This window comes from Pseudoduganella sp. LjRoot289, from assembly GCF_964252925.1.
Taxonomy (GTDB): domain Bacteria; phylum Pseudomonadota; class Gammaproteobacteria; order Burkholderiales; family Burkholderiaceae_D; genus Rugamonas.
The window spans coordinates 1,114,596-1,140,516 of record NZ_CAXUPN020000001.1; the positions used below are offsets into that span (position 1 = coordinate 1,114,596).

Annotated in this window: 17 protein-coding genes; 11 read left to right on the forward strand and 6 right to left on the reverse strand. The window is 65.5% G+C overall.

Translation table 11 applies throughout. From position 1 onward, the window contains the following. The first annotated feature begins 36 nt into the window (after window positions 1-36). The 5 genes from ACSQ8Y_RS04985 (at window position 37) to ACSQ8Y_RS05005 (ending at window position 7,046) form a co-directional block, all read left to right on the forward strand. Window positions 37-1,449 (forward strand): glycoside hydrolase family 5 protein, encoded by a 1,413-nt coding sequence (locus tag ACSQ8Y_RS04985; protein WP_436265349.1) that lies wholly within the window; start codon window positions 37-39, stop codon window positions 1,447-1,449. 114 nt (window positions 1,450-1,563) lie between these two features. Beyond that, window positions 1,564-3,819 (forward strand): glycoside hydrolase family 3 C-terminal domain-containing protein, encoded by a 2,256-nt coding sequence (locus ACSQ8Y_RS04990; protein ID WP_436265350.1) that lies wholly within the window; start codon window positions 1,564-1,566, stop codon window positions 3,817-3,819. 184 nt (window positions 3,820-4,003) lie between these two features. Next, complete coding sequence (locus ACSQ8Y_RS04995) at window positions 4,004-5,218, forward strand: helix-turn-helix domain-containing protein (RefSeq protein ID WP_436265351.1); 1,215 nt, start codon at window positions 4,004-4,006, stop codon at window positions 5,216-5,218. Between the two features lie 237 nt (window positions 5,219-5,455). Next, window positions 5,456-5,776: a hypothetical protein gene (locus ACSQ8Y_RS05000; protein WP_436265352.1), complete on the forward strand. Its 321-nt coding sequence runs from the start codon at window positions 5,456-5,458 to the stop codon at window positions 5,774-5,776. A gap of 82 nt (window positions 5,777-5,858) precedes the next feature. Further along, entirely contained in the window at window positions 5,859-7,046 is a 1,188-nt protein-coding gene (locus ACSQ8Y_RS05005) for a XylR family transcriptional regulator (protein WP_436265353.1), read from the forward strand. Between the two features lie 212 nt (window positions 7,047-7,258). Here the strand turns inward: ACSQ8Y_RS05005 and ACSQ8Y_RS05010 are convergent, their stop codons facing one another. After that, window positions 7,259-8,221: an ABC transporter substrate-binding protein gene (locus ACSQ8Y_RS05010; RefSeq protein ID WP_436269754.1), complete on the reverse strand. Its 963-nt coding sequence runs from the start codon at window positions 8,219-8,221 to the stop codon at window positions 7,259-7,261. 34 nt (window positions 8,222-8,255) lie between these two features. Next, on the reverse strand, window positions 8,256-9,932 hold the full coding sequence (locus ACSQ8Y_RS05015; RefSeq protein ID WP_436265354.1) for a sodium:solute symporter family transporter: 1,677 nt from the start codon (window positions 9,930-9,932) through the stop codon (window positions 8,256-8,258). A gap of 363 nt (window positions 9,933-10,295) precedes the next feature. On the opposite strand from ACSQ8Y_RS05015, the gene ACSQ8Y_RS05020 reads away from it, so the two are divergent. Continuing rightward, entirely contained in the window at window positions 10,296-11,279 is a 984-nt protein-coding gene (locus ACSQ8Y_RS05020; RefSeq protein WP_436265355.1) for a galactose-1-epimerase, read from the forward strand. Between the two features lie 7 nt (window positions 11,280-11,286). On the opposite strand, the gene ACSQ8Y_RS05025 is transcribed toward ACSQ8Y_RS05020, so the two are convergent. The 3 genes from ACSQ8Y_RS05025 to ACSQ8Y_RS05035 are packed head-to-tail and all read right to left on the reverse strand — an operon-like array spanning window position 11,287 to window position 16,331. Next, the gene (locus ACSQ8Y_RS05025) at window positions 11,287-13,005 is read right to left on the reverse strand and encodes a family 43 glycosylhydrolase (RefSeq protein ID WP_436265356.1); all 1,719 of its coding nucleotides are present in this window, start codon (window positions 13,003-13,005) and stop codon (window positions 11,287-11,289) included. A 4-nt stretch (window positions 13,006-13,009) separates the two neighbouring features. Beyond that, the gene (locus ACSQ8Y_RS05030) at window positions 13,010-15,373 is read right to left on the reverse strand and encodes a TIM-barrel domain-containing protein (RefSeq protein ID WP_436265357.1); all 2,364 of its coding nucleotides are present in this window, start codon (window positions 15,371-15,373) and stop codon (window positions 13,010-13,012) included. Between the two features lie 34 nt (window positions 15,374-15,407). Next, window positions 15,408-16,331 carry an alpha/beta hydrolase gene (locus ACSQ8Y_RS05035; RefSeq protein WP_436265358.1) on the reverse strand — a complete coding sequence of 308 codons (924 nt, stop codon included), beginning with the start codon at window positions 16,329-16,331 and terminating at the stop codon, window positions 15,408-15,410. A 188-nt stretch (window positions 16,332-16,519) separates the two neighbouring features. Here ACSQ8Y_RS05035 and ACSQ8Y_RS05040 point away from each other — a divergent pair, with 188 nt between their 5' ends. The 3 genes from ACSQ8Y_RS05040 (at window position 16,520) to ACSQ8Y_RS05050 (ending at window position 20,177) form a co-directional block, all read left to right on the forward strand. Further along, window positions 16,520-18,100 (forward strand): GH39 family glycosyl hydrolase, encoded by a 1,581-nt coding sequence (locus ACSQ8Y_RS05040; RefSeq protein WP_436265359.1) that lies wholly within the window; start codon window positions 16,520-16,522, stop codon window positions 18,098-18,100. Between the two features lie 116 nt (window positions 18,101-18,216). After that, window positions 18,217-19,431, forward strand: coding sequence for a sensor histidine kinase (locus tag ACSQ8Y_RS05045; RefSeq protein ID WP_436265360.1), 1,215 nt, complete (start codon window positions 18,217-18,219; stop codon window positions 19,429-19,431). Further along, window positions 19,428-20,177 (forward strand): LytR/AlgR family response regulator transcription factor, encoded by a 750-nt coding sequence (locus tag ACSQ8Y_RS05050; RefSeq protein WP_436265361.1) that lies wholly within the window; start codon window positions 19,428-19,430, stop codon window positions 20,175-20,177. The genes ACSQ8Y_RS05045 and ACSQ8Y_RS05050 overlap by 4 nt, the downstream gene beginning before the upstream one ends. Window positions 20,178-20,189: 12 nt before the next feature. Here the strand turns inward: ACSQ8Y_RS05050 and ACSQ8Y_RS05055 are convergent, their stop codons facing one another. Then, a complete protein-coding gene (locus ACSQ8Y_RS05055; protein ID WP_436265362.1) occupies window positions 20,190-22,412 on the reverse strand; it encodes a glycoside hydrolase family 2 TIM barrel-domain containing protein in 2,223 nt (740 codons plus the stop codon). Between the two features lie 171 nt (window positions 22,413-22,583). Between ACSQ8Y_RS05055 and ACSQ8Y_RS05060 the strand changes: the two genes are divergently transcribed. Both ACSQ8Y_RS05060 and ACSQ8Y_RS05065 read left to right on the forward strand, forming a co-directional pair. Continuing rightward, window positions 22,584-24,095, forward strand: coding sequence for a tryptophan halogenase family protein (locus ACSQ8Y_RS05060; RefSeq protein ID WP_436265363.1), 1,512 nt, complete (start codon window positions 22,584-22,586; stop codon window positions 24,093-24,095). An 11-nt stretch (window positions 24,096-24,106) separates the two neighbouring features. Next, window positions 24,107-25,765: an alpha-L-fucosidase gene (locus tag ACSQ8Y_RS05065; RefSeq protein ID WP_436265364.1), complete on the forward strand. Its 1,659-nt coding sequence runs from the start codon at window positions 24,107-24,109 to the stop codon at window positions 25,763-25,765. The last annotated feature ends 156 nt before the right edge of the window (window positions 25,766-25,921 follow it).

Sequence of the window (25,921 nt, forward strand, 5' to 3'; positions counted from 1 at the left end):
CGCCGCGCCCGGTCCCTTAACGAAAGGTGGAGCTAGATGAAAGCTGTGTTATCGAAGGCCTTGTTTTCGATTGCGGTCTGCGCGGCGCCGTTTGCGCAAGCGCAGAATTGCGGTACGGGTGGCGGTGCGACGGTGTGCCTGACGGCGGCCAGCGATGCCAATGGCGTCCAGTTGAGCTGGACCGTCAGCGGCGCCGTCAGCGGGGTGCAGATCTACCGCGACACCGACACCGATGCGAACGGCCGCAGCCGCATCGCCGTCATTAACAAAAATGCATCGAGTTACACCGACATCAGTGCGGCGCCCGGAACCGCTTACTGGTACTGGGTCAAGTTCAGCGCCGGCACCGGCAGTTACAATTCCGGCGCCGCCAAGGCCGTGCGCGTGGGCGTCATGCGCAACATGACCAGCATGCAGCTGTCCGGACAGATGTCGCCCGGCTGGAACCTGGGCAATACGCTGGAAGCGATGGGCGACCCCTACGTGTGGGGCAGCACCAATTTCGGCGAGACTGCCTGGGGCAACCCGAAGGCGAGCCAGGCGCTGTTCGACGGCATCAAGGCGGCCGGCTTCAAGAGCGTGCGCATCCCTGTGTCGTGGAAGCGCTACGCGGACGCGAACGACAATATCAGCCCGCAGTGGATGGATCGCGTCACCGAGGTGGTGAACTACGCGCACAATGCGGGCCTGGTCGCCATGATCAACATCCATTGGGACGGCGGCTGGATGCAGCCGACCTACGCCCAGCAGGGCGTGGCCAACGCCAGGCTGAGCAAGTTCTGGACCCAGATCGCCAACAACTTCAAGAACCATGACGACACCCTGCTGTTTGCAGGCACCAATGAGGTGATGGTCGACGGGAACTACAATCCGCCGACGGCCGAGTACTGCTCGGTGCAGAATGGCTTCAACCAGGCCTTCATCACCGCCGTGCGCGGCACCGGCGGCAACAACGCCAGCCGCCACCTGGTGGTGCAAGCCTACAACACCAACATCGACAACGCGATCAACTGCAATGCCGCCATGCCCAGCGACTGGGTGGCCAGCCGCCTGATGATGGAAGTGCACTACTACGATCCGTTCGATTTCACGCTGGACACCAACAGCACCTCCTGGCAGTGGGGGCAGGCTGCAAATCCTTCGGGCTGGGCCAATGAGTCCTACACCGATGCCCAGTTCCAGAAAATGAAAACCGGCTTCGTCGACAAGGGCGTGCCGGTCATCCTTGGCGAATACGCTGCCAGCCTGCGCACCGAATACGATGCGGCCGGCACCAACCGCAAATACTGGGACCAGTACATCACGCATGCCGCCTTCACGCGCGGCGTGGTGCCGATGTACTGGGACAACGGCTACACTGCCAACCATCAATCGGGCCTGTTCAACCGTGCGGCCGGCACGCAAGGATACCCCGACGTGACAGCCGCCATCGTCAACGCGGCCAAATAGGTTTTTCCCTCCGGTGTATCCGACTGCCCCAAGGGGTGGTTTTCGGGGCGGCTCAGGCCGCCCCATTTTTACAAGTCAAGTCACTAACAGCAACTAACAGCATTGGAAGCAATCATGAGACTCAAGAAGCAGATCAGTGTTTTGTCGGCCGCCGTGGCCATGTGCTGCGGCACCGTGCTGGCCGCCGAAACCGGTGCGCAGCCGTGGCTGAACGCGCGCCTGGGCGCCGGCGAGCGCGCGGATCTGGCGGTCAGGGAAATGACCCTGGACGAGAAATTGAAACTGGTCTACGGCTACCTGGGCAACGACATGGAGTCGAAGAAGTTCAAGCGGCCCGAGGAATCGCACGTGCAGTCGGCCGGCTTCATCTACGGTTTGCCACGTCTTGGCATACCGCATCTGCGCGAAACCGACGCCGGCCTGGGCATCGCCAGCCAGGGCGGGCCGCAGGCGCGCGCCGGCACGGCGCTGCCGTCCGGCCTGAACACGGCTGCCACCTGGGATCTGGCCACCGCCTACGCGGGCGGCGCCATGATAGGCGCGGAAGCGCGCGCCTACGGCTTCAACGTGCTGCTGGCCGGCGGCGTCAACCTGATGCGCGAGCCGCGCAACGGCCGCAACTTCGAGTATGCCGGCGAGGACCCTCTGCTGGCGGGCAAGATCGTCGGCGCGCAGATCAAGGGCATCCAGTCCAACCGCGTGATCTCCACGCTGAAGCACTTCGCGCTGAACGACCAGGAGACCGGGCGCACCACGCTCAACGTCAAGATCGACGACCAGTCGGCGCGCATGTCCGACCTGCTGGCCCTGCAGATCGCGAACGAGGAGGGCAAGCCCGGTTCGGTCATGTGTTCCTACAACCGCATCAACGGCGTCTACGGCTGCGAAAGCGACTATCTGCTGAACCAGGTACTGAAAAAAGACTGGGGCTTCAAGGGCTGGGTGATGTCGGACTGGGGTGCGACGCACAGCACCATACCGGCCGCCAACGCCGGGCTGGACCAGCAATCCGGCATGCCCTTCGACCTGGCCGACTATTTCGGCCCGCCGCTGAAGGAAGCCGTCATGAACGGCTGGGTGCCGCAAACGCGCCTGGACGACATGGCGCGCCGCATCCTGCACGCCATGTTCGAGCACGGCGTGGTGGATCAACCGGTCGGGGCGCCCGTCAGCAGCATAGACTTAAAGGACCACGCCGCCATATCGATCAAGGACGCGCAGGACGGCATGGTGCTGCTCAAAAACAGCGCCAAGGTGCTGCCGCTGGACAAAGCGGTCAAGCGCGTCGCCGTCATCGGCGGCTACGCGGACCGTGGCGTGATGGCCGGCGGCGGCTCGTCGCTGGTGTATCCGGCCGGCGGCAATGCGGCGCCGGAACTGATGCCCAAGATCTGGCCCGGCCCGGTGATGATCTATCCTTCGTCGCCGTTGAAAGCGATACAGGCGCGCCTGCCCAACGCGGTGGTGGCCTACAGCGACGGCGCCGATCCTGCCGCCGCCGCCAAGCTGGCGCGTGAAAGCGACGTGGTCCTAGTGTTTGCCACCCAGTGGACCGGCGAAGGTTTCGACATGCCCAACCTGTCGCTGCCCGACAAGCAGGATGCGCTGATCGCGGCCGTGGCGGAGGCGAACGCGAAGACCGTGGTGGTGCTGGAAACCGGCGGCCCGGTGACCATGCCCTGGCTGTCCAAGGTATCGTCGGTGCTGGAGGCCTGGTATCCGGGCAGCAGCGGCGGCGAGGCGATCGCCGGCGTGCTGTTCGGCGAGGTCAACCCGTCCGGCCACTTGCCGGCCACCTTCCCGGCGTCGGAATCCCAGTTGCCGCGTCCCGCGCTGGACGGTTTCCCCGAAGTGGCCGACAAGCGCTTCGACGTCAGTTATCACGAAGGCGCGGCGGTCGGCTACAAGTGGTTCGACCTGAAGGGCCTCAAGCCGCTGTTCCCGTTCGGCCATGGCTTGTCCTATACCGACTTCGCGTTGACGGACTTGTCCACCAGCGTCAAGGACGGCGTGCTGCACGCGTCCTTCAGCGTGAAAAACGTGGGCAAGGTCGCGGGCAAGGAAGTGGCCCAGGTCTATGTGGCGCCGGTCAGCGCCCGCTGGGAAGCGCCCAAGCGCCTGGTCGGCTTCCACAAGGCCGACGCGGCGCCGGGCGCCGTCGTCAAGGCTGCCATCGCCGTCGATCCGCGCCTGCTGGCCATGTACGATTCGGCCAGCAAGACCTGGAAAGTGGCGAAGGGCGACTACAAGGTCATCCTCGCGGCCGATGCCGCAGCAGCAGCCGACGGCAAGGCTGTCAGCAAGGTGGTGCACCTGGAAGCGGCAGTCTACGACGTGAACGGCAAGCCGCTGAAGGCCGGGAAGCGCTAAGACTTCCTCCGCACGGGCCGGCGCACGCGGTGGGACGCCGGAAGCCATCCGGTTTCCGGCCCGGTGCGGCAAGCGGGCTCCAGACGCGTCGGGGAACATGCCGGGGCCGGTTTGTGCTGTTATGATACGGGCAGCCCATCCGCGAGAGGTGAGGCGCTGAGACCTAACAACCGACCGTATCATAATGCAAGAGTTCTATAAGAAGGCACTGCTGGCACTTGTACTTCTGGTGGTCGCAGACGCGCTGTTTGCGGCCTTTTTCGTCTCCCGCAGCTACCTCACGGTCAAGCTGCTGCAGGCAGATCAAAGCGGCATGCACTGGCAATATGCCGCCTATGTGGATGCCAGCCATGGCGGGACCTCGCTGGTCCGCATCGATGAAACCAAGGGGGAGCGGCTGCGCTTCGGCCTCAAGTTGACCAATGTGGCGACCTATCCGTTCGCCTCGGCCGTCATGGTGCCCGTCGACGGAAAGGGACGGCCTGTCCTGGCGGACTGGTCGATGTATTCCACCATCACTTTCCTGGCCAAGTGCGCGCCCTCCAATTCGATGGTGTTTGCCATTTCCACCTTCGACGAGAAAGTGTCCAGGCTGGGCGAATTCGAGACCTACCGCTCGCCCGCGACTTACTATTCTTGCAATAGCCATGGCGTGCCGGTATCGCTGGACATGACGCGGCTGACCATACCCGACTGGTGGTTTTACAACATGAAGCTCGACCTGACGCGCCAGGGCTACCAGCTGGACAAGGTGGGGAGGTTGCTGTTCGGCACCAGCAGCAACAGTCCGCGCGAGATGGATACCCAGGTGGAAATCAGCGAACTGACGCTGCGCGGCAGGGACTACCGGTATATCGCGGCGCTGGCGGTGATACTGCTGGCAGGTTTTATTGCATTCGGCGTCTGGTTTTTCCGTGCCCATTCCCGCGCGCTGATCGCCAGCCTGGACTCCAGGCTGAAAAAAGACCTGGCACTGGTCGCCTATCGTCAATTAACGCTGGAGCCCTATAAGGATAAGGAAAAGGCTTCCGTGCTGCGTTTTATCGCCACGAATTACACCAATACTGAACTGGACCTGGAACGTGTGGTTGCCGAAACCGGTGCGAACCGCAATAAGGTCAATGAATTGCTGAAAACAGAACTCGGCATGACATTCACCAGCTACCTGAATAAATTGCGGCTGACCGAAGCGGCCAGGCTGCTGGCCGAGAAAAGCAACGCAGCGGTGGCCGAAATCGCCTATTCGGTCGGCTACGGCAACGTGTCCTACTTTAACAGGCTGTTCAAGGAAGAATACGGTTGCACGCCGAAAGCATTCCGCACCCTTGCTACGCAGCAAGAACCACCGCCAGGCTGCGAGGCCGGGTTGCCCGTCCCCCCTGCGGACGCCCCACGCTAGCGTTGTTCAGCGCGCTTGCACTCCCTGCAGAACTAATCGCAATTTCTGCACGGTGATAGAAATCCCTCTCCAGGCGTTACCGTCGCCCCGCCCTGAGCAATATGCTTGGGCCATGGGTTAGCCGTCGGCATCTGCCTTCCATGACGCAATCCACACCGGCCGAGGCGCTGCCATAAAGCGCCCGGCGGCGGGAAGTGATAGCCCGAAATATATAAAAGACAGTAAAGGAGGAGACCTTTGCAATTGAAAGCGATTTGCGCGCTGCTGTCCGCGGCGCTGGTAACGGCACTTTCGGCACTTTCCGCGCTTGCGGCAAGTTATCAATGGGATACAGTCCGCGGCATCACTTATGCCCGGGATCCCAATAATGTCTCCAATGTTTATCTGATGGCCGGCACCGCCTTTTTAAATGGCGGCAAGGCCGCCATTCAGTGTTCCCGCGTAGACGTCCACCAGTATGGCGGCCCCGGCAACGGGCAGTTCGTTGCGGGCGATTTGAATACCTACGGCACCGTCTATATGACAACGGCGGTCCAGGGATCGTGTACGGCAGGATAGCCGGCACGAATGGCGATATGCCCGTCATTTCCGCAGGGACGGGTTCAGCTTTATAAAAATAGAACGACCGGAGACCAAGACCATGAAAACGAAAGTGCATCGGATTGCCCTGCTGTTCAACGCAAACAAGAGTTTCGACCGTGAAGTCACCGCCGGCATCGCCGCCTACCTGGGCAGCACCCGCGCGGCCTGGGATTTATTTTTGGAAGAGGATTTCCGCCTGCGCCTGGCCGGCATCGAGGACTGGCAGGGCGACGGCATCATCGCCGATTTCGACGATCCCGCCGTGGCCGCGGCGCTGTCGCGCTGCAGCGTGCCGGTGGTGGCGGTGGGCGGCTCCTATGCCGACGAAACCGACTATCCGCGCGGCGTGCCCTACGTGGCGACCGATAACTTCAAGCTCATCAAACTGGCACGGGACCACCTGATCGACGTCGGCCTGCACCGTTTCGCCATGTTCAGCCTGCCCAAGGCCAAGGAAAACCGCTGGGCGCAGGAGCGCGAGAATGCCTTCCTCAGCCTGATGCAGGAAGACCAGATGGAAGGCGAGATTTTCCGGGGCTGCGAAACCAGCGCGTCGTCGTGGGACGAATCGGTGCAAGGCCAGATCGCCTGGCTGCGCAGCCTGCCCAAGCCTATCGGCATCATCGGCGTCACCGATGCGCGCGCGCGCCAGCTGCTGCAGGCCTGCACCCTGGCCGGCATCGAGGTGCCGGAGCAAGTGGCGCTGATCGGCATCGACAACGACCCGCTGGTGCGCATGCTCACCCGCATTCCGCTCAGTTCCGTGATCCAGGGCGCGCAGGAAATGGGCCGCACGGCGGCGCACCTGCTGGACCAGATGCTGCACGGCGTGCGCCTGGCGGATACCCGCATCCAGGTGCCGCCGGCCGGCATCAATGTGTTCGCCTCCAGCCAGCACCAGCCGGTCAAGCATCCGCACGTGATGCGGGCCAGCCACTTCATCCGCCAGTACGCCTGCCAGGGCATCAAGACCCACCAGGTGGCCGAGTATGTGGGCGTGTCGCGCTCGTCGCTGGAAGCCTACTTCCGGCAGGAGCTCGGATGCAGCGTGCACGACGTGATCCTGCGCTTCAAGCTCGATGCCGCCAAGGCCGGCCTGGAATGCGGGGAGCGCAGCATTGCCGACGTGGCGCTGGGCTGCGGTTTTACCTCCACGCAGTATATGCACCTGGTGTTCAAGCGCGAACTCGGCTGCACGCCGCGCACCTACCGCGACCGCGCGCTCGGCGAGAGCGTAGCGGCCTGACGCGTGCCGGCGCCGGGATCGGCGCCGGATTCGGAACTGAAATCTGCGCCGGCATTGCTATCTTAGGCTAGCTGGAATGACCACCAATTTGTCATTCCCGCGCAAGCGGGAATCCATGCTACGCCTCTCAGCATGCGACGCATGGGTTCCCGCCTGCGCGGGAACGACGGGTATGGGCGCTTATTCGGGATAGCCCTTGATTTGCGGGCGCTTCAATACCTGCGCTTGGCAAGCTCTTCAGCCGCTGCTCCGGCCGGGAAAACCGACTCGGCCGTCGTCACCCATTTGGGCACGCGCTTGCCGGCGGCCACGTCGCGCCCCAGCTGCATCAGCTGGGGGCCGACCAGCGGGCTGCATTCTATCGTTGCGTTGAGCTTTCCTGCGGCCATCGCTTCGAACGCGCCGCGCGAACCGCCTATCGAGATCACCAGGATGTCGCGTCCCGGCGCCAGGCCGGCTTCTTCTATGGCGTCGATGGCGCCCATGGCCATGTCGTCGCTGTGCGCATACAAAACATTGATGTTCTTGCCGCCTGCCTTCAGCCAGCCCGAGGCCGCCTGCCTGCCTTCGGCGCGCGACGATGCCACGCTCTGCGAGTTCAGCAGCTTGAGCTTGGGATGGGCGGCAATCGCCTGCGCGAAGCCTTTGCTGCGGGCGAGGGCGGCAGGCGACTCCGCCGCGCCCTGCAATTCAATGATATGGAAGGAAGCGTTCGGCGTTCCGGCCGCGCGCGCGGCCAGCCAGCGGCCGGCGCGCCGTCCCTGCTCGGCATAGTCGGAACCGAGAAAGGCGGCGGCCAGCTCCATCTCGGCCGGCACGATGGCGCGGCCGGTCAGGATGACCGGTATCCTTGCCGCCTTCGCTTCGCGCAGCACCGTGTCCCAGCCCGCATCGGCCATGGGCGTGAATGCGATCAGATCGACTTTTTGAACGATGAAGGAGCGGATCGCCGCAATCTGGCTTTCCTGGTTTTGCGCGGTATCGGCAAATTTGAGCGTGATGCCTTCAAGCGCCGCGGCGGCCTTGATCGAAGCACTGTTGGCGTTGCGCCAGGCGCTGTCGTTGCCGGCCTGCGCGTAGCCTATCACGAGGGGGGCGGCAGCCAGGCCGGGAATGCCGGCGCCGGCTGCCGCGAAGAGGGCGCTGGCCAGTAGCGCCCTGCGTAGCATATTCATCATGCTTGCCGGCCGCCGTGTCCGCGCCCCTTGATTACCACCAGCCGCTGTAGACAGCCGCCAGCGCCACGCCGATGACCGCCGAGCCCAGCGCGAAAGCGCCGTCCACGCGGAACATCGAGGTGTCGATATGCATATGCTTGGTCGCGCCTTCGCGCTTGGCTTCGGCCATTTTGCTGATCAGCACCATGCCGGCGACAACGACGAAGAAGACGATGAACATGCGGTCCAGGAAAGGAATTTCCGCCACGCCGGCGTCGGTCAGCTTGGCGAAGCCGATCGGGATCAGGAAGGACAGGTCCGTCATGCCAGGCAGGAACTTGAGCAGGATGGAGCCGGCCAGGCCGCCCAGGGTGGCGAACATGGCCGCGCCGGCGGTGGTTTTCTTCCAGAAGAAGCCCATCAGGAACATGGCCAGGATGCCGGGCGAGACGAAGCCGGTGTATTCCTGGATGTACTGGAAGCCGCCTTTTTTATCGATGCCCAGCATAGGGGCGATGAACACGGCCAGTGCCATGGCGACCACCACGCTGACGCGGCCGATCCATACCATGCGCTGTTCGCTGGCTTCCTTGTTGAAGTTCTTCTTGTACAGGTCGAGCGTGAAGATGGTGGCGATGCTGTTGGCCTTGCCAGCCAGCGATGCGACCACGGCGGCGGTCAGCGCGGCGAAGGCGATGCCCTTCAGGCCCGATGGCAGCAGGTTCAGCAGGATAGGGTAGGCGCGGTCGGGGTTGACTTCGCCGTTCTGCATCATGGAGTTGCCCAGCGCGCCGGACTTGTCCAGCACATACGCGGCGATACCAGGCAGCACGACGATGACAGGCATCAGCAGCTTCAGGAAGGCTGCGAACAGCAGGCCCTTGCGTGCGGTAGGCAGGTCGGCGCCCAGCGCGCGCTGCGTGATGTACTGGTTGCAACCCCAGTAGTTCAGGTTGACGATCCACATGCCGCCCAGCAGAACGGACAGGCCCGGCAGGTCCATATAGTTCGGATTGTCGCGCTTGAGCACCATGTCGAAGTGACCGCCGGCGCGCACGAACAGTTCGGAGAAGCCGGCCACTGCGCCGTGCTTGCTGGCCAGTGCGGCCACCATGTCCAGCGCGAGCCAGGTGGTTACCAGGCCGCCGATCACCAGGCAGGTTACCTGCACCACGTCGGTGTAGCCGATCACTTTCATGCCGCCCAGGGTGATGATGGCGGCGAACACGGCCAGGAACAGCATGCAAGGCAGCAGGCCGATGCCCGACAGGCTGCTGATGGCCAGCGCGCCCAGGTACAGGATGGAGGTCAGGTTGACCACCACGTACAGGCCGAGCCAGAACAGCGCCATCGTGGTGGCCACGGCCTTGCCGTAGCGCTGCTCCAGGAACTGCGGCATCGTGTAGATGCGGTTCTTCAGGTAGACCGGCATGAAGAACACGGCCACGATGACCAGTGTGGCCGCTGCCATCAGCTCGTAGACGGCGATGGCCATGCCGATTTTGTAGCCGGAGCCGCTCATGCCGATGAACTGCTCGGCGGAGATGTTGGACGCGATCAGCGACGCGCCGATGGCCCACCAGCTCAGCGAGCCTTCGGCCAGGAAGTAGTCATGCGAAGCCGAGCCGGAGCCGGCTTGCTTGCGCCGGTAGACCCAGATGCCGTAGCCGGCCACAAGGACAAAGTAGAACAGGAAGACGATCAGGTCGACGGTCGAAAAGGTGCTCATCAAATGCTCACGGTGAAAAGGTTGTCTCTAGGAGGGAGCCGTGCTGGGCGCCGACCCCATATTGTTGAATCGTAAATTGGAAATCTTAACGACATGCGGCTGCGATTTCTAATATGACTTTTGCTCGGAGCTATATCGTTTGCGTATGGATCAGGTCGCTTCCCGGGCTTTTTGGTGTACCGTTTGCGCCTGTTTCCACCCGCCGCGCTCGCATTATTGCCCAAGACGGCGCCGCGTAAACGCCTTTGCGGGGCGGTTCGCCAGAATCGTTCCGCCCCTTGGTGATTTTCGTAATTGATACGCCTTGCCGTGGGTTGCAGAATGACATGGTGCCCGTTCTCGATCAGGAAGCCCCGCATTTCAATGATGACCATCCCCTTTCCCGGCACCATGGCAGAGCCGGACGACTACCGCTTGTTCACGCTCAAAAACGCTGGCGACATGGCGGTGACGATCAGTGAACGCGGCGGCGCGCTGCGCTCGTGGCGCACGCCGGACCGCTACGGCCGCATGGCCGATGTGCTGCTGGCCGGCCGCGGCGCGGGCTTCGGCTCCTCCGCCAGCCCGGCCGGCGGTCCCGCCGGCGGCCGGGCCGGCGCTTCCTCGGGCGAGACGCCGGTCCTGTGGCAGGGCCGTCATGCCGGCGGCGGCGTGGCCATGCTGCTCACGGCGGCCGCCGACGGCGCCGGCCAGCGGATCGATTACCGCCTCGACTACAGCCTCGGCGACGACGGCAGCCTGACCGTCGACTATCACGCCACGGCCCGTTCGCCGGCCGCGCTGGAGGCCAAGCCTTATCCCTGTTTCAACCTGAACGGCGGCAGCACCGATGTTGGCGACCACATGCTGCGCATCGACGCCGACTATTACGTGGAGGTCGACGCCGGCCGCAAGCCGGTCGGCGTGGCCACGGTGGGCGGAACGCCGTTCGACTTCCGCCAGCCTGCCCCCATCGGGCCGCGTCTGGACTGGCCGGATAGCCAGACCCACCTGGCAGGCGGCTTCGATCACTGTTTTTTTGTGCGCAGCCACTATGCCGGCGGGCAGGGCGCGCTGCGCGAAGTGGCCCGCGTGGTCGATCCCGGCTCCGGGCGCTGCCTGCAGATGTACACCACCGAAGCGGCCGTGCAGTTCTGCGCCGCCAGGCGGGCCGCAGCCTCGCCGGAGCAGGCCGGCCTCCGTCCCTGGATGGGACTGGGCCTGGGCCCCGGAGCAGGGCCGGGCGGCTTCTGCCTGGACGCCAACGCCCGTCCCAACCTGGCCAGCGCTGCCTGGCCGCAGGTAATCCTGCAGCCGGGGAGCGTATACCGGCAGACCACCGTCTACCGGCTGTCGCTGCAGGAATAAGCCGGCTTCAGGCCGGGGGCAAGCCGCGATAGCGGAACTGCCGCAGCCTGACTTCACCCTTGCCGGCGCTGTAGACGCCCACTTTCAGGCTCAGGAAGCCGCCGAACACATTGTGGTGGAAGCCGGACACCTCCATTTGCCACGGGTGCTTGATCCATTGCTTGCCGTCGAGCGAATAGTGGAAGGTGACGTTGTTGCCGCGGTTGGTGACCTTCACGTGCACCGTCCCGGCATGCATCTTTTCCCGCATCCAGCTTTGTTCCTCGCTGCAGTAGTAGGTGAACATCTGCTCCTCGCTGAAGCCGATGCCGCAGAAGCCGCGCTGGCTGTAATACAGCACCAGGCCGCCCTGCGCGCCGCCGGAGATCTCCAGCGTCACCGAGGCTTCATAGTCGCGGTCGCCGACTATGCAGGTCAGCGGCGAGCAGTCGGCCGCGGAGGTGCCCTTGCCCTGGACGACGAGGCTGTTGCCGTCGTAGCGCGCGCGCCGCGCTTCATCCGGACCCGGATTGAAGAAGCTCCACTGCACGCCGAACTTGTTGGAGGAAAAATCGTCCGACAGCGCCTGGCCGGCCGGGCCGGGGCGTCCCCCTTTCGGTTTTGCCAGGGGCTGCGACAGCGTGCCGCCGCGCGCGCGGAACCAGCCGTCGCTGGTCCATTCGATGGGTTCGAGCAGCGTTTGCCGGCCCAGCGTGCGAAAGCCGTTCTCGTAGCCGTGGTACACCATCCACCAGTCGCCGCCGGGACCTTCGATCACGGTGGCGTGGCCGCGCGACCACCACGGTTCGTCCGCGCTCTGGGTGCGGACGATGGGATTGTGTGGGCAGTTCTGCCAGGGGCCGTGGATGGAGCCCGAGCGGGCCACGGTCACCATGTGGCTGGTGGCCGGACCGGAGGTGCCGCCGACGGCGGACACCAGGTAAAACCATGCGCCGCGCCGGAACAGTTTGGGCCCTTCGGGCGCGAACATTTCGACCACCCAGTCTTCAGGATAGCGCCACGGGTCGTACACATGCTCCAGCGGCCCGGCCGTGGACAGGCCGTCGTCCGACAGGGCGATGCGGCGCACGCCGTTCATGAACAGATAGCGCTTGCCGTCTTCGCCCACGGCGTGGCCGGGATCGATGCAGCCGGCGATCTTCAGGTCGACAGGATCGCTCCACGGTCCACGGATATTGTCGGCGTGGATGACGAAAATGCCGCTCTCGCCATTCGGACTGGCGGGGATGTAGATGAAATAGCGGCCCTGGTGCTTGACCAGGTCCATGGCCCACACCGAGCCCAGCGGCTTGCTGAGCGCGGCGCAGATGGGCGTCCAGTTGACCAGGTCGCGGGAATGCCAGATGACGACGCCCGGGTAGGAGAAGAAGGACGAAAACGTCATATAGTAATCGTCGCCGTCCTTCAGGATGGTGGGGTCGGGGTGGTCGCCGGAGATGACGGGATTGATGAAGGTGCCGTTGCCGAGGTCCGCCTTGCGCTGGCCTTCGACGCCGTAGGCGATGGCGGGCGGTCTGGCTTGCGCAGCAGGCGCGGCGCACGCGCCGGCCCCCGGGGCCGTTGCGGGATGTGCTGCGCCGGCCGCACGGTTGGCTGCGCCGGCAGCCGGCGCGCCCGCCGCGGCTGCCGCGCGCGCCGCGAACGGTGCAGCGGCGGCGCCTGCGCCGGCCAGGGCCAGCTTGAACAGGCCGCGCCGCGCGGCCAGCTTGATGTCGGTCTTGCTCATCGCGTCACTTGCCGACCACTTTGGTCAGGCCCGGCGCTTTGTGCGCCAGGTCCTGGTCGCCGCTCACCGTCAGGCGGCCCGTGGCATCATTCCACTGCAGGCGGACTTGCGTGCCCTTGTTCTTTTCGTAGTCGTACGACACGCCGTCGTCGTCATACAGCGCGAACGCGCCGTCCTTGCCCGGATAGACCCGGATCTCGGCGATAGCCTGCTTGCCGGCCGTCGACTGGACATCGGCGCCGAAGGGCACAACGGAGCCGGCCTTGACGAACACCGGCATCTGCTCGATCGGCGCGGCGACCTTGACCCAGCGGCCGCCGGCGAGCTTCTCGTTGGTCCAGAAGTTGTACCAGTCGCTGCCGGCCGGCAGGTAGACGTCCTTCTCCGTCTGCCCCTGCTCGGTGATGGGCGCGACCAGGAAGGCCGGTCCGAACATATACTGCGTTCCGATATTGGCCACGTTCGCATCGTTGGGGAAGTCCATCCACAAAGGCCGCATGAACGGCGCGCCGCTGTCCCAGGTGGCTTTGGCCTGGCTGTAGATGTACGGTATCAGGCGGTAGCGCAGGCGGTCGTAGTCGGCCAGGATGGTCTCGGCCTGCTTGCCGAACTCCCAGATCTCCGCGTGCTTGCGGTCGCCGTGCAGGCGCAGGGTGGGCAGGAAGGTGCCGTACTGGAACCAGCGCGTGAGCAGTTCCGGATAGTCGTGGTTCTGGCCTATGGTGGCCTCGCCGCCGGCCGGGTCGACCAGCGGTTTTTTCGTGGCCTGGGTGGACTGCGGCAGCCATTGCCAGCCGCCGATGTCGTTGCCCCAGTAGGCGATGCCGGACGCCGTCATGTTCAGGCCGGTCGGAATCTGCCGCGCCAGCGCTTCCCACGACGGGCTGATGTCGGAAGACCAGAACAGGGCGCCGCTGCGCTGCGAGCCGAGGTAGGCCGCGCGCGACAGGATCAGCGCGCGCTTGTTCGGCTTCCATGCGCGCATGCCGTTGGCGACGCCTTCGACGTGCAGCAGCGGGAACACATTGCGGTAGCGGTCGCCGGTGCCGATCGAATAGAAGAAACCGTCCGGCACCAGGTCCGGCTCGGTCTCGTCCAGCCACGGGTAGTCGAAGCCTTGCGACAGGATGTTGTCGCGCACGCGCTCCCAGTACCACTGGCGCGCCGCCGGGTTGGTCGAATCGATCAGGCCGCCGGTGCGGTCGGAACGGGAGGGCAGGCCGTCTACCGTCTTGCCGTCCTTGTCCTTGAGCAGGTAGCCCTTGGCGTCGAGCTCGTTGAAATAGCGGCCCGCGGTCTCGAAGCGCGGCCAGACCGAAATGATGGACTGCATGCCGAGGCCGTGCAGTTCCTTGTTCATGGCCGTGGGGTCCGGGAACTGCGCCGGATCGATGTCCAGCTGCCCCATGCGGGTCCAGTAGAACCAGTCGACCACCATGACATCGAGCGGATACTTCTTCTGGCGGTAGGTGTTGGCCACGCGCAGCACTTCCTGCTGGCTGTCGTAGCGCGCCTTGGACTGGATCAGGCCGAAGGCGGCCTTGGGCGGGATCGGGGTCTTGCCGGTCACGCGCGCGTAGCCCGAGTAGATTTCCTCGGGCGTGCTGCCGGTGATGACGAAGAAGCTGACGCGCTCGCCCACGTTGGACTGGAACGCCGTGCGGCCGTTGACGCCGGCGATGAAGCGGGTCGCGGAGGGATTGTCCCACACGATGCCGTAGCCCTTGGACGACACCATGAAGGGTACGCACACGGTTTCGCCGGCCGGCGCGTCATACCAGTGTTTGCAGTCGAGCACGCGGCCGCGCAGGTCCAGCGGGCCGGTCGACTCCTGGTTCTGGCCCATGCCGTAGTAGTGCTCGTCGGCCGGCGCGCTGAACGAGGCGCTGGCCTGGTAGGTCTTTTCGGTGTTGACGGTCTGCGGCGCCAGGTCCCAGCCGGTCATGTCCAGCACCGTCTCGCCCTTGGCGTTCTTGACCTTCAGCGCGACCGGCGCAAGTTGCGGCGCGAAGTATTTTTGCGCCATGGTGGGCACTTGCGGCGCCGGGGCCGGGGCCACGTGCAGGCTGAGCGCGGACGAGGTGAAGCTGTCGCCGTCCTTGCCGCCGGTGTGGCGGAAGCCGGCATTGTCGGCGTTCCCGGGCAGGATGCCGTAGCCGGGGCCTTTCAGCGCCTCCGCTTTTTCGGCGGCGATGGTGACGCGGACCACGTTCGGGCCGTAGGCCTCCACCGATACCCACGCGCCGTTGCGGTCCAGCGTGGTGATCGGCGCGGCGCCGGCCTGCGCTGCGGCGCCGAAGGCCATCATGGATATCGAGGCCGCCAGGGCTTTGCGCTTGTATTTCGCGTTCATTGATTGCACTTTCATTGTGACTCCTGCGTTCGTTCGTTTTGATAGGTGTTTATTGGGCGATCAGCTTGCGCTCGCGCAGCCACTCTTCGGCGCGGCGGGGCCAGTTCGACGCCGTGCCCTGGCCGGCGCGCATGGCCATGCCGTGGCCGCCGCGCTCGAAGAGGACCATCTCGGCCGGCACATGGGCGCGGGTCAGGGCCTGGTAGAACAGAATGGAATTCTCGACCGGCACCAGGCCGTCGTCCTGCGAGTGGATCAGCAGGGTCGGCGGCGTCGACGCGGTGACCTGCTTGTGCACCGACATCAAGTCCACCAGCTGCTGCGATGGCGCAGCGCCCAGCAAGGCGCTGCGCGAGCCCTGGTGGGTGACCGGCGCTTCCATCGAAATGACCGGGTACATCAGCATGGCGAAGTCCGGGCGCGCGCTGACGGCGTCGAGCGCGTCGCCCGCGCGACCGGCAGGCTGGTCGTACAGGGTGGCGGCGCTGGCCGCCAGATGGCCGCCGGCCGAACTGCCCATGACGCCGATGCGGTCCGGCGCCACGCCATATTTCGCCGCCTGCGAGCGCACCAGGCGCACCGCGCGCAGCACGTCCTGCAGCGGCGCGGGATGGCCGTAGCCGGACAGGCGGTACTTGAGCACGAAGGCCGTCACGCCCAGGCTGGACAGCCACTGCGCGTACTGCTGGCCCTCGCGCGTGGCGGACAGGAACTGGTAGCCGCCGCCGGGGCAGATGATGACGGCGGTGTTGGCGGGCCGGTCGTAGGCGGCTGGGTAGACCGTCAGCGTCGGCTCGCTGACGTTGCTGATGCGTTCGCCATCGAGACGCTCCGGCCCGGCCGGCGGCACGGCTGGCGCGCCCGTCCTGGGCTGGCCTTCGGGCCACAGCGGAACGACGCCGGGTTGAGCCCGCGCGCCAGTTGCCGCCACATTCGCCGCCAAAAACAACAAGGCCATCATCCATGAACGCATGGGTCCATCCTTCAAAATGTTGAGCAAATCATCGAGCGTTCCATCTTCACAGACTCGCTATAGCCCGGCAATTATGAAAATCACCGACGCTGTGAATGATTTGCCGTAAGCGCCGTCTCTGCCGTTCCTGCTGCAAAACGATGGTGATAGCATCGGCTCCACCAGAGAGACATAGGGATTCCGAAGAAATGAAACACGTGCAACGCATTTGCCTCGCCGTTCTCGGCGCCGCATTTTCCATCACGGCGGGGGCTGCGCCTGCGTCCGCCGGCGGGCCGCCGCGCCAGGTAACGGTGGATGCGTCCAGGGCCTCGGTGCCGCTGGACCGTTTTTTCGACCTGTCCGTCGGTTCCGACTATCCGGGTACGCTGATACGCGACGACAGCATGGCACAGCTGAAAACGCTCACCGACGAAACCGGCTTCCGCTACATCCGCTTCCACGCCGTCTTCCACGACGTGCTGCAGACGGTGCGCAAGGAGAACGGCAAGCTGGTGTACGACTGGACCCGGCTCGACGAGCTGTACGACAAACTCCTGGCGCGCAACATCAAGCCTTTCGTCGAACTGGGCTTCACGCCCAAGGCGCTGGCCACGTCGAACAACAAGATTTTCTACTGGGAAGGCAACACTTCGCATCCGGAGCACGCCGGCTGGAAGGATTTGATCGGGGCATTCGTCCACCACATCGAGCAGCGCTACGGCAAGGAAGAGGTCCGGAGCTGGTTCTTCGAAGTCTGGAACGAGCCCAATCTGGACGGCTTCTGGGAGAAGGCGGACCAGAAGGCCTATTTCGAGCTGTACGACCTGACGTCCAAGACCATCAAGGCCATCGACCCGGCGCTGCGCGTGGGCGGCCCGTCCACCGCGGGCGCAGCCTGGGTGCCCGAGTTCCTCGACTACATGGACAAGAGCGGCGCGGCGGTCGATTTCGTCACCACCCACACCTACGGCGTGGAGAGCGGCTTCCTGGACGAGAAGGGCGTGGACGACACCAAGCTGTCGCCGTCGCCGGACGCCGTCGTGGGCGACGTGCGCCGCGTGCGCGAGCAGATCAGCGCTTCCAAATCGCCCAAGCTGCCGCTGTACTTCACCGAGTGGAGCACCAGCTACACGCCGCGCGACCTGGTGCACGATTCCTATATCAGCGCGCCCTACATCCTGAGCAAGCTGCAAGGCAGCAAAGGCCTGGCGCAGGGCATGAGCTACTGGACCTATACGGACCTGTTCGAGGAGCCGGGCCCGCCGAGCAAGCCCTTCGAGGGCGGTTTCGGCCTGATGAACCCGCAGGGCATACGCAAGAGCGCTTACTTCGCCTATAAGTATCTGCATGCCCTGAGCGGCAAGGAGATTCCCGTGCAGGATGCGCAAGTGATGGCGGCAAGCGACGGCAAGGCGCTGCGCGCGGTGGTGTGGGACTTCCAGCAGCCGGACCAGAAGGTCAGCAACCGCTCTTTCTACGGCCGTGTGCAGCCTGCCACGGCCTCGGCGCCGGTCGCGGTGCAGTTCCGCCATGCCAGGGCGGGCAAGTACCGCCTGCAGGTGCGCCGCACCGGCTTCAAGGCCAACGACGCCTACACGGCCTACATCGAGATGGGGGCGCCAAACGCGTTGACGCCGGCGCAGGTCGAGCAACTGCACGCGCTGACCGGCGACGCGCCCGAGTCGGACCGCGTGGTCACGGTCGGCAAGACCGGTTCCTTCGATGTCACCGTGCCGATGCGCAGCAATGACGTCGTGCTGGTCACGCTGGAGCCGGTGGCCAGGTAGCGCCTTCGTCGTTGATGCCCCGTTTTTCGTGCTTCGTCGCCTGGACGTTTCCCCCGGAGCATGCCTGCCTTACACTGCGTCCATGGTTTTCTTCATGACAAGCACGGGAGGGCGGTATGTGGAACAGGCTGGCGAACTGGTATAGGGACTGGGAAGAGGAGCAGATACGGGTGCTGGAGCGCCCGGAGCTGGCGGAGACTGTGGCGCCCGGCTACCGGCGTTATTGCGCCGTCAAAATGGCCGAGCTGTCGTTCATCGAACGCCAGCAGCTGCGCGACTTCACGCTGAAGTACCGCGGCTGGCGGGTCTATGCCGCCGTCGGGCGCCTGCTGCTGCTGTTTACGCTGGCCGGGCTGGCCGCATGCGTGGTTTTTCCGAACCTGGGCGTGTTGCGCTGCGTCGCCGTGGCCAATGCCATCGGTATCGTGCTGATGGTGTCGAGCTTTGGAGTCTGGTTCAACTACCGCAGGCTGGCCGGCAACAGCATGCGGATCGGCCTGAAACTGGTGGGCTGGTCGGTTTTCGCGGCCCTGGTGGTGGTCTGGACCGGCGCGCGCCGGCACGGCGACTCCCTGCAGCAGGCGCTGGCGACCAACGGACCGACGGAGCTGGCGGTTTGCCTTGGCGTGGCGGCGCTGGTCGCGGTGCCGTTTGCGCTGGTCGGCCTGGTGCGCAACCGGCAGTTCGAGACGCTGACCGCCAAGCTGGCGCTGGACGGCGAACGGGAGCGGGCGGCGCGGGAACTGAGCGAATCGCAGCTGCGATTGCTGCGCGCGCAGATCGAGCCGCACTTCCTGTTCAACACGCTGGGCGCGGTGCAGCAGTTGGCCGAGCAGGGCGCGCCGCAGGCGGCAGCGCTGACCGCCAACCTGATCGATTTCCTGCGCGCCAGCTGGGCCGGCATGCGCAGCGAACGCGCCACCTTGCGCGCCGATTTCGAGATCGTCGACGCCTATCTGAAAGTCATGCAAACCCGCATGGGGCCACGCTTGCGCTACAGCCTGGAGCTGCCCGAAGAACTCATCGGCACCAGCGTGCCCGGCATGATGCTGCTGACACTGGTGGAAAACGCGATCAAGCACGGCATCGAACCTTCTTTGCGCGGCGGTGCGATCGACGTGAGCGCACGGCGGGTCGACGGTATGGTGCGTATCCGGGTGCGGGACAGCGGTGTGGGCATGAGCGCCGTGCCGGGCGCCGGCGCAGGACTGGACAATATCCGCAAACGCCTGCAATTGAGCTACGGCGGCGCGGCCAGCCTGGTATTGAATGACGGGGACGAGGGCGGCGTGGTGGCCGACATCGTCCTGCCGGCCGGGAAGGATGCATGAGCACGAAGATTCTGATCGCGGAAGACGAACCGCTGATGCGCGAACGCCTGTGCGGCATGCTGCGGGAAGCCTGGCCCGAAGCCCGGCTGGTGCTGGTGGCGGAGAATGGCAACGACGCCTGGGACGGTTTCCTGGAGTACGAGCCGGACGTGGTTTTCCTCGACATCCGCATGCCCGGCCTGTCCGGCCTGGAGGTGGCCGAGCGCATCGGCAGCGCGGCCCATATCGTTTTTGTTACCGCCTACGACCAGTACGCGGTCGACGCCTTCGACGCCGGGGCGGTCGACTACCTGCTCAAGCCGGTGCAGGCCGACCGCCTGGCGCGTGCGCTGGCGCGGCTGCGCGGCAAGCTGAGCGCGCCGTCGCCCGACCTGGGCGAACTGCTGCAGCGCCTGAAAGCCATGCTGCCGGCCCAGGCCAGCGAACGCCTGAAGTGGATCAAGGCCACGGTCGGCAGGCAGATCCGGCTGATCGACGTGCAGGACGTGCTGTTCTTCCAAGCCGACGCCAAGTACACGCGCGTGGTGCTGAACGGCTCCGAGGCGCTGGTCAGGATAGCACTGAAGGACTTGCTGGGCGGGCTGGACCCGGAACGCTTCTGGCAGATCCACCGCGGCACCGTCGTCAACGTCAAGGCGGTGGCGTCGGTGGAGCGGGTCGACGCCGAGCGCCTGGAAGTGCAGGTGCACGGCTGCGCCGAAAGACTGCCGGTCAGCCGCACCTTCGCGCATCTGTTCCGCGACTGAGGGCTTATTGGCTTACCGGTTTGCCGGTAGCGGCACAGCCGCGCCTGGTGCCCGGGCTGCCCGGGCAGCCTGCGCAGCCTGCGCATCCAGCGCTGCCTGCACTGCCGGCACCGCCTGTACTGCCGGCTCTGGCGCCGCCGTGCAGTGCCATTCCACCGTGTCGGTGGCGGCGCCCGCCGTGACCTCGATACGGTTGCTGCCCTCGGCCAGCCGCAGCTGCCAGGTCGCGATGCGACCGGCCACGGCCTGCGTGCCGAGCTCCACGCCGTTGACGCGCAGGCTGGCGCTGGGCTGGTTGCTGTACACCTTCACCTGCACCTCGGTCGCCTGGCGCTGCGTATGGCGGCGTGACGTGATGTAGGCCATGGGCTGGCTCGTCCAGTTGGCCTGGTACCAGAAATACGCATCCTTTTTCACGCGGCGGTCGAAGCTGACCAGGCCCTTGTCGTTGAAGCCCGGGCTGTCGCCTTCATTGCGGCCGGCGGACGGGAAATCGAAACCCAGCCAGATGAAGTTCGCCCACAGCCAGGGCCGCGCCGCCAGCTGGCGCCAGGCCGCTTCGTGGTACAGGGCCTGGTACTGCTCCGGATGCCAGCGTCCGTCCGGCTTGGGGCGGCGCGGCGGGTCTTCCTGCTGCAGCGCGCTGCCGCCGGCGCCGTATTCGCTGACCGACTGCGGCGTGGAAGGCAGGCGCGCGCGGTTCCCGTCCAGGAAGGGGCCGAGGGCGGAAAACTCGCTGTCGTACCAGCCGAAATACACATTCGAGCCGACCGCGTCCGTGTGCGAGGCTTGCGGGCCGTCGATCGGGGCGCAGCAATTGGCGTAAGCGGTCGGCCGGCTGTCGTCCTCTTTGCGCGCCATGCGGTGCAGCAGCGCGAGTACGCGCGCGCTGGCCTCGTCGACCTTGTAGATCTCGTTGCCCAAGCCCCAGGCCATGACGGATGGATGGTTGCTGTTCTGGCGTATCAGTTCGCGCAGTTGCAGCACGCTGTTCTGCTGGAACGCTGCCGTGCCGGCAACCGCCGCGGTCAGCGGCACTTCGGTCCACACCAGCCAGCCGTTGCGGTCGGCCAGGTCGTAGGCGTGCTGGGGATGCTGGTAGTGGGCGTAGCGCAGGCCGGTCACGCCCAGCTCCGCCAGGATGCGGTAGTCGGCGTCGATGTCGGCGTCCGTCACGGCGGGGCCCTTGCCGGGCAGCGAAGTCTGGTGCACGTTCACGCCATGCACGGAGTAGCGGGCGCCGTTCAGCAGCAGGCCTCGTGCCGGATCCAGCCGGATGTCGCGGATGCCGGCCTGGAACGACACCTGGTCCCGCACGCCGGGCTGGGCGCCGGCGATGCGCAGTTCGGCCTCGCTGGTGTACAGATAGGGATCGCGCGCGCCCTGCCAAAGGCGGGGAGAGGTCAGCGCGCTGTCCAGTGCAACGGCGGTCACGCTGCGCGGCGGCAGGTTGACCGTCCTGTGCGCCGTGGCGACCACACGCTGCGCGGCGTCCCGCAGGCGCGTGGTGACGATGGCGCGCACGGCGCTGGCGCGGTCGTTCGCCACGCGGGCGCTCCACGCCAGCGATGCGCGTTGCGCCGACACGCCGCCGGCCTTGAAGTAGACGCCGGGGCCGCCGTAGTCCAGCATGTCGAAGTGCACGTCGCCGGTGCTGACCATGCGTACTTGCCGGTACAGGCCGCCGAACATGGTGTAGTCGCCGCCCAGCGGCGCCACGTCGCTGTCGGGTGTGTTGTCGACGCTGACCTCGACATCGTTGCGCCCGTCCTTCAACAGGGGCGTGATGTCGAAGCGGAAGCGCGCGAAGCCGCCGGCATGGCGGCCTGCCGGCTGGCCGTTGACGCGGACTTCGGTCACCAGCATGGCGCCGTCAAACTCGAGATAGTGGCGCTGGCCCGGCTGGCCGGCTTGCCGAACCGGCAAGTCCAGCGCGCGCCGGTACAGGGCTTTGCCCCGGTAGGGATGCGGGCTGGCGCTGTCCACGGTATCGAAACTGTGGGGCAGGGCGACAGTCTGCCACTCTGGCCTGTCCGCCCGCTGAAACTGCCAGCCCGCGTCGAGTGGCATGATGGCGCGCGCCTGCGCATGGCCTCGTACCTGGGCTTGTGCATGGGCCCGCGTCTGGGTCCGGGTCTGGCCCCGCGACTGGTCCTGTTCCGCCGCCGGCGCCGCGCACGGCACCAGCAGCGCCGCCTGCAAAATCCACAGCCATATCCGTCCCGATTTCCGCATTCTGAACTCTTCTTAGTGATGTCGCGGCCATTGTCCGCGCCCGGGCGCCGCGCGGCAATTACCGGCGTGGTGCTTAGCTGATTTTGTTGGGCGGTTTAACGATTTTCACAATTGCCGCTTGCGAGGGGCGCTTGCACAATGACCTGTCATGAAGCGACTGCAGGGGGGAATATGGATGCGGCACACAATAGCGCCTATAAGCGCATCGTCGTCGTTGGCGGCGGCGCGGCCGGGTGGATGGCAGCGACGGCGCTGGCGACCGCGCTGCCGGGCAGCACGGTGGAACTGGTCGAGTCGGAAGAAATCGGCATCGTCGGCGTGGGCGAGGCGACCTTTCCTTCCATCCGCGCCTTTCATAAAATCCTCGGCATCGACGAAGCCGAGTTCCTGCGCGCCACCAACGGCACTTACAAGCTGGGCATCGAATTCTGCGACTGGCGCGTGCAGGGCGAGCGCTACTTCCATGGCTTCGGCGACATCGGCGCCTTGACCGGATCGCAGGCCCTGTGGGGACAGCATCGCCGGCTGGGCGAAGCCAGTCCGGCCACGCTGGGCGAACTGTGCCTGCCCAGCGCGATGGCCAGCCAGGGGCGCTTCTGGGCGCCGCCGGGACAGGAACAATTCTTCAATTACGCCTACCACTTCGACGCCGTGCTGTATGCCGGTTTCCTGCGTAAGCTGGCGCTGCAGCGTGGCGTGCGCCGCACCGAGGGCCGCATCGTCAATGTGGATCGCCGCCCCGACGGCGGCGTGAAACAGCTCAAGCTGGCCGACGGCCGCATGGTGGCGGGCGACTTCTTTGTCGACTGCTCCGGCTTCGCTTCACTGCTGCTGGGCCGCACCTTGGACGAGCCTTTCGTCGATTTCAGCCACTGGCTGCCGGTGGACCGGGCCTGGGCCTGTCCCACCGAGCGGACCGGGAGCGAACTGGCGCCCTACACGCGCGCCACCGCGCTGGAAGCGGGCTGGGCGTGGCGTATTCCGCTGAGCAACCGCACCGGCCATGGCCACGTGTTCGCCAGCAGCTATATCGACGAGGACAGGGCGCGCGAGCAATTGCTGCAGCAGCTGGACGGGCCGGCGCTGGCCGAGCCGCGCCTGCTGCGCTTCACCACCGGCCACCGCGAGCGCTTCTGGGTGCACAACGTGGTGGCGCTGGGCCTGTCCTCCGGCTTCCTGGAACCGCTGGAATCGACCAGCATCTTCTTGGTCCAGAGCGGCCTGGGGCGCCTGATCGAGCTGCTGCTGCCGGGCGCCGTTCCGAGCGGGGAGGCGGTGGCCGGCTACAACGAATCCATGGTGCGCCAGTTCGCGCGCGTGCGCGACTTCATCATCCTGCACTACTGCCTGACGGCGCGCCGCGACAGCAAGCTGTGGCGCTCGATGATGGCGATGGAGCTGCCCGACACGCTGGCCTTCAAGATCCACGCCTGGCGCCAGGCGGGCGCGCTGCACCAGTACGCCGACGAAGGTTTCGACGCCACCAGCTGGCTGGCGATCCACGCGGGCATGGGGCACTGGCCCGAGCGCGCCGACCCGGCGCTGCGCGACATGGCGCCAGACGCGGCGATGCAGGGCCTGCGCCAGCGGCGCGACAGCATCGCCGCCACCGTGGCGTCCATGCCCAGCCACGATGCCTACCTGCGCAGCGTGCTGGGACGCCAAGCGGCATCCATGAAATAAGCGGAGAGACCATGAAACGCAGGGACTTGTTGAAACACATGGGGGCGGCCATACCCGCCGTGGCCTTGTCCGGCGTGGCGCGCGCCGCCGACGCGCTGGCGCAAACGCCGCCCGGCGCCATTGCCGCCGGTCCGTTTTCGCCGGACTGGAATTCGCTGGAGAAGTACCAGACCCCGGACTGGTTCCGCAACGCCAAATTCGGCATCTGGGCGCACTGGGGCCCGCAGTGCGAGCCGGAGTTCGGCGACTGGTACGGACGCCTCATGTACGAGGAGGGCAGCGACGCCTACCGCTACCACGTGCAAAAGTACGGCCACCCGTCCAGGTTCGGCTTCAAGGACGTCATCCGTCAGTGGAAAGCAGAGCAGTGGGATCCGGACAGCCTGGTGGCGTTCTACAAGCAGGCCGGCGCCAAATACTTCGTGGCGCTGGCCAACCATCACGACAACTTCGACCTGTACAACAGCCGCCATCAGCCGCAGTGGAATTCCACCAGCATGGGGCCGCGCAAGGACTTGATCGGCGGCTGGAGCAAGGCCGCGCGCGCCAACGGCCTGCGCTTCGGCGTGAGCGTGCACGCGGCGCACGCGTGGACCTGGTACGAGACGGCGCAAGGCGCCGACAAGAGCGGCGCGTACGCCGGCATCCCCTACGACGGCAAGCTCACCCGGGCCGACGGCAAGGGCCAGTGGTGGGAAGGCAAGGACCCGCAGGCGCTGTACGGGCAAAACCACGCGCTGAGCAAATCGGGCGGCGACGGCGGCGTGCAGCACGAACAGTGGCACTGGGGCGGCGGCGCCGCCATTCCAGACCAGGCCTACAACGACAAATTCTTCAACCGCACGCGCGACCTGATCGATTCCTACGACCCGGACCTGGTGTACTACGACGATACCGTGCTGCCGTTGTGGCCATTCAGCAACGCCGGCCTGCGCTTGGCGGCGCACATGTACAACCGCAGCATCGCGCGCAAGGGCAAGCTCGAGGCCGTCGTCAACGGCAAGATCCTCAATCCGCAGCAGCGCCGCAGCATGGTGCTGGACATCGAGCGTGGCCAAAGCAATAAGATTGAAGAGCTGCCGTGGCAGACCTGCACCTGTATCGGCAGCTGGCACTACGACCGGCGCGTGTACGACAACAAGGCCTACAAGAGCGCGCAGACGGTGGTGCATACGCTGATCGACGTGGTCAGCAAGAACGGCAACTTGCTGCTCAGCGTGCCGGTGCGCGGCAACGGCACCATAGACGAGCAGGAGCACGCCATCGTCGAGGAGATCGGCCGCTGGATAGCCGTCAACGGCGAAGGCATCTACGACACCCGGCCGTGGGCGGTGTTCGGCGAAGGGCCGGTGGCGTCGGAGGCGGCCACGCCGCTGTCTGGCGCCGGTTTCAACGAGGGCAAGGGCAAGCCGTTTTCGGCGGCGGACATCCGCTTCACCGCCAAGGGCGAGGCGGTATACGCCTTTGTCATGGGCTGGCCGGAAAGCGGCAAGCTTGCCATCCAGGCCATGGCCAGCGGCAGCCCGCACCTGGCGCGCCGCGTCGCGCGCGTGGAACTGGTGGGCACGGGGCAGGCGCTGGCCTTCCGCCAGACCGGCGAGGGCCTGCAGGTGACGCTGCCATACAACAAGCCTGAGCTGGCCTACGCCAGCGCCCTCAAAATCACCTAAAAGGATTTTTTGTTTGTTGTATTGGTGATTTTCGCAATTGCGACTGCACTTTCCAAGACGCACAATGAATCATCGCTATCACGGTTGAAGCAACCGCTGCTACGGCGATCTGACAGTAAAAATACATGGGGACGATCAATTGAAAAACTTTAGAAA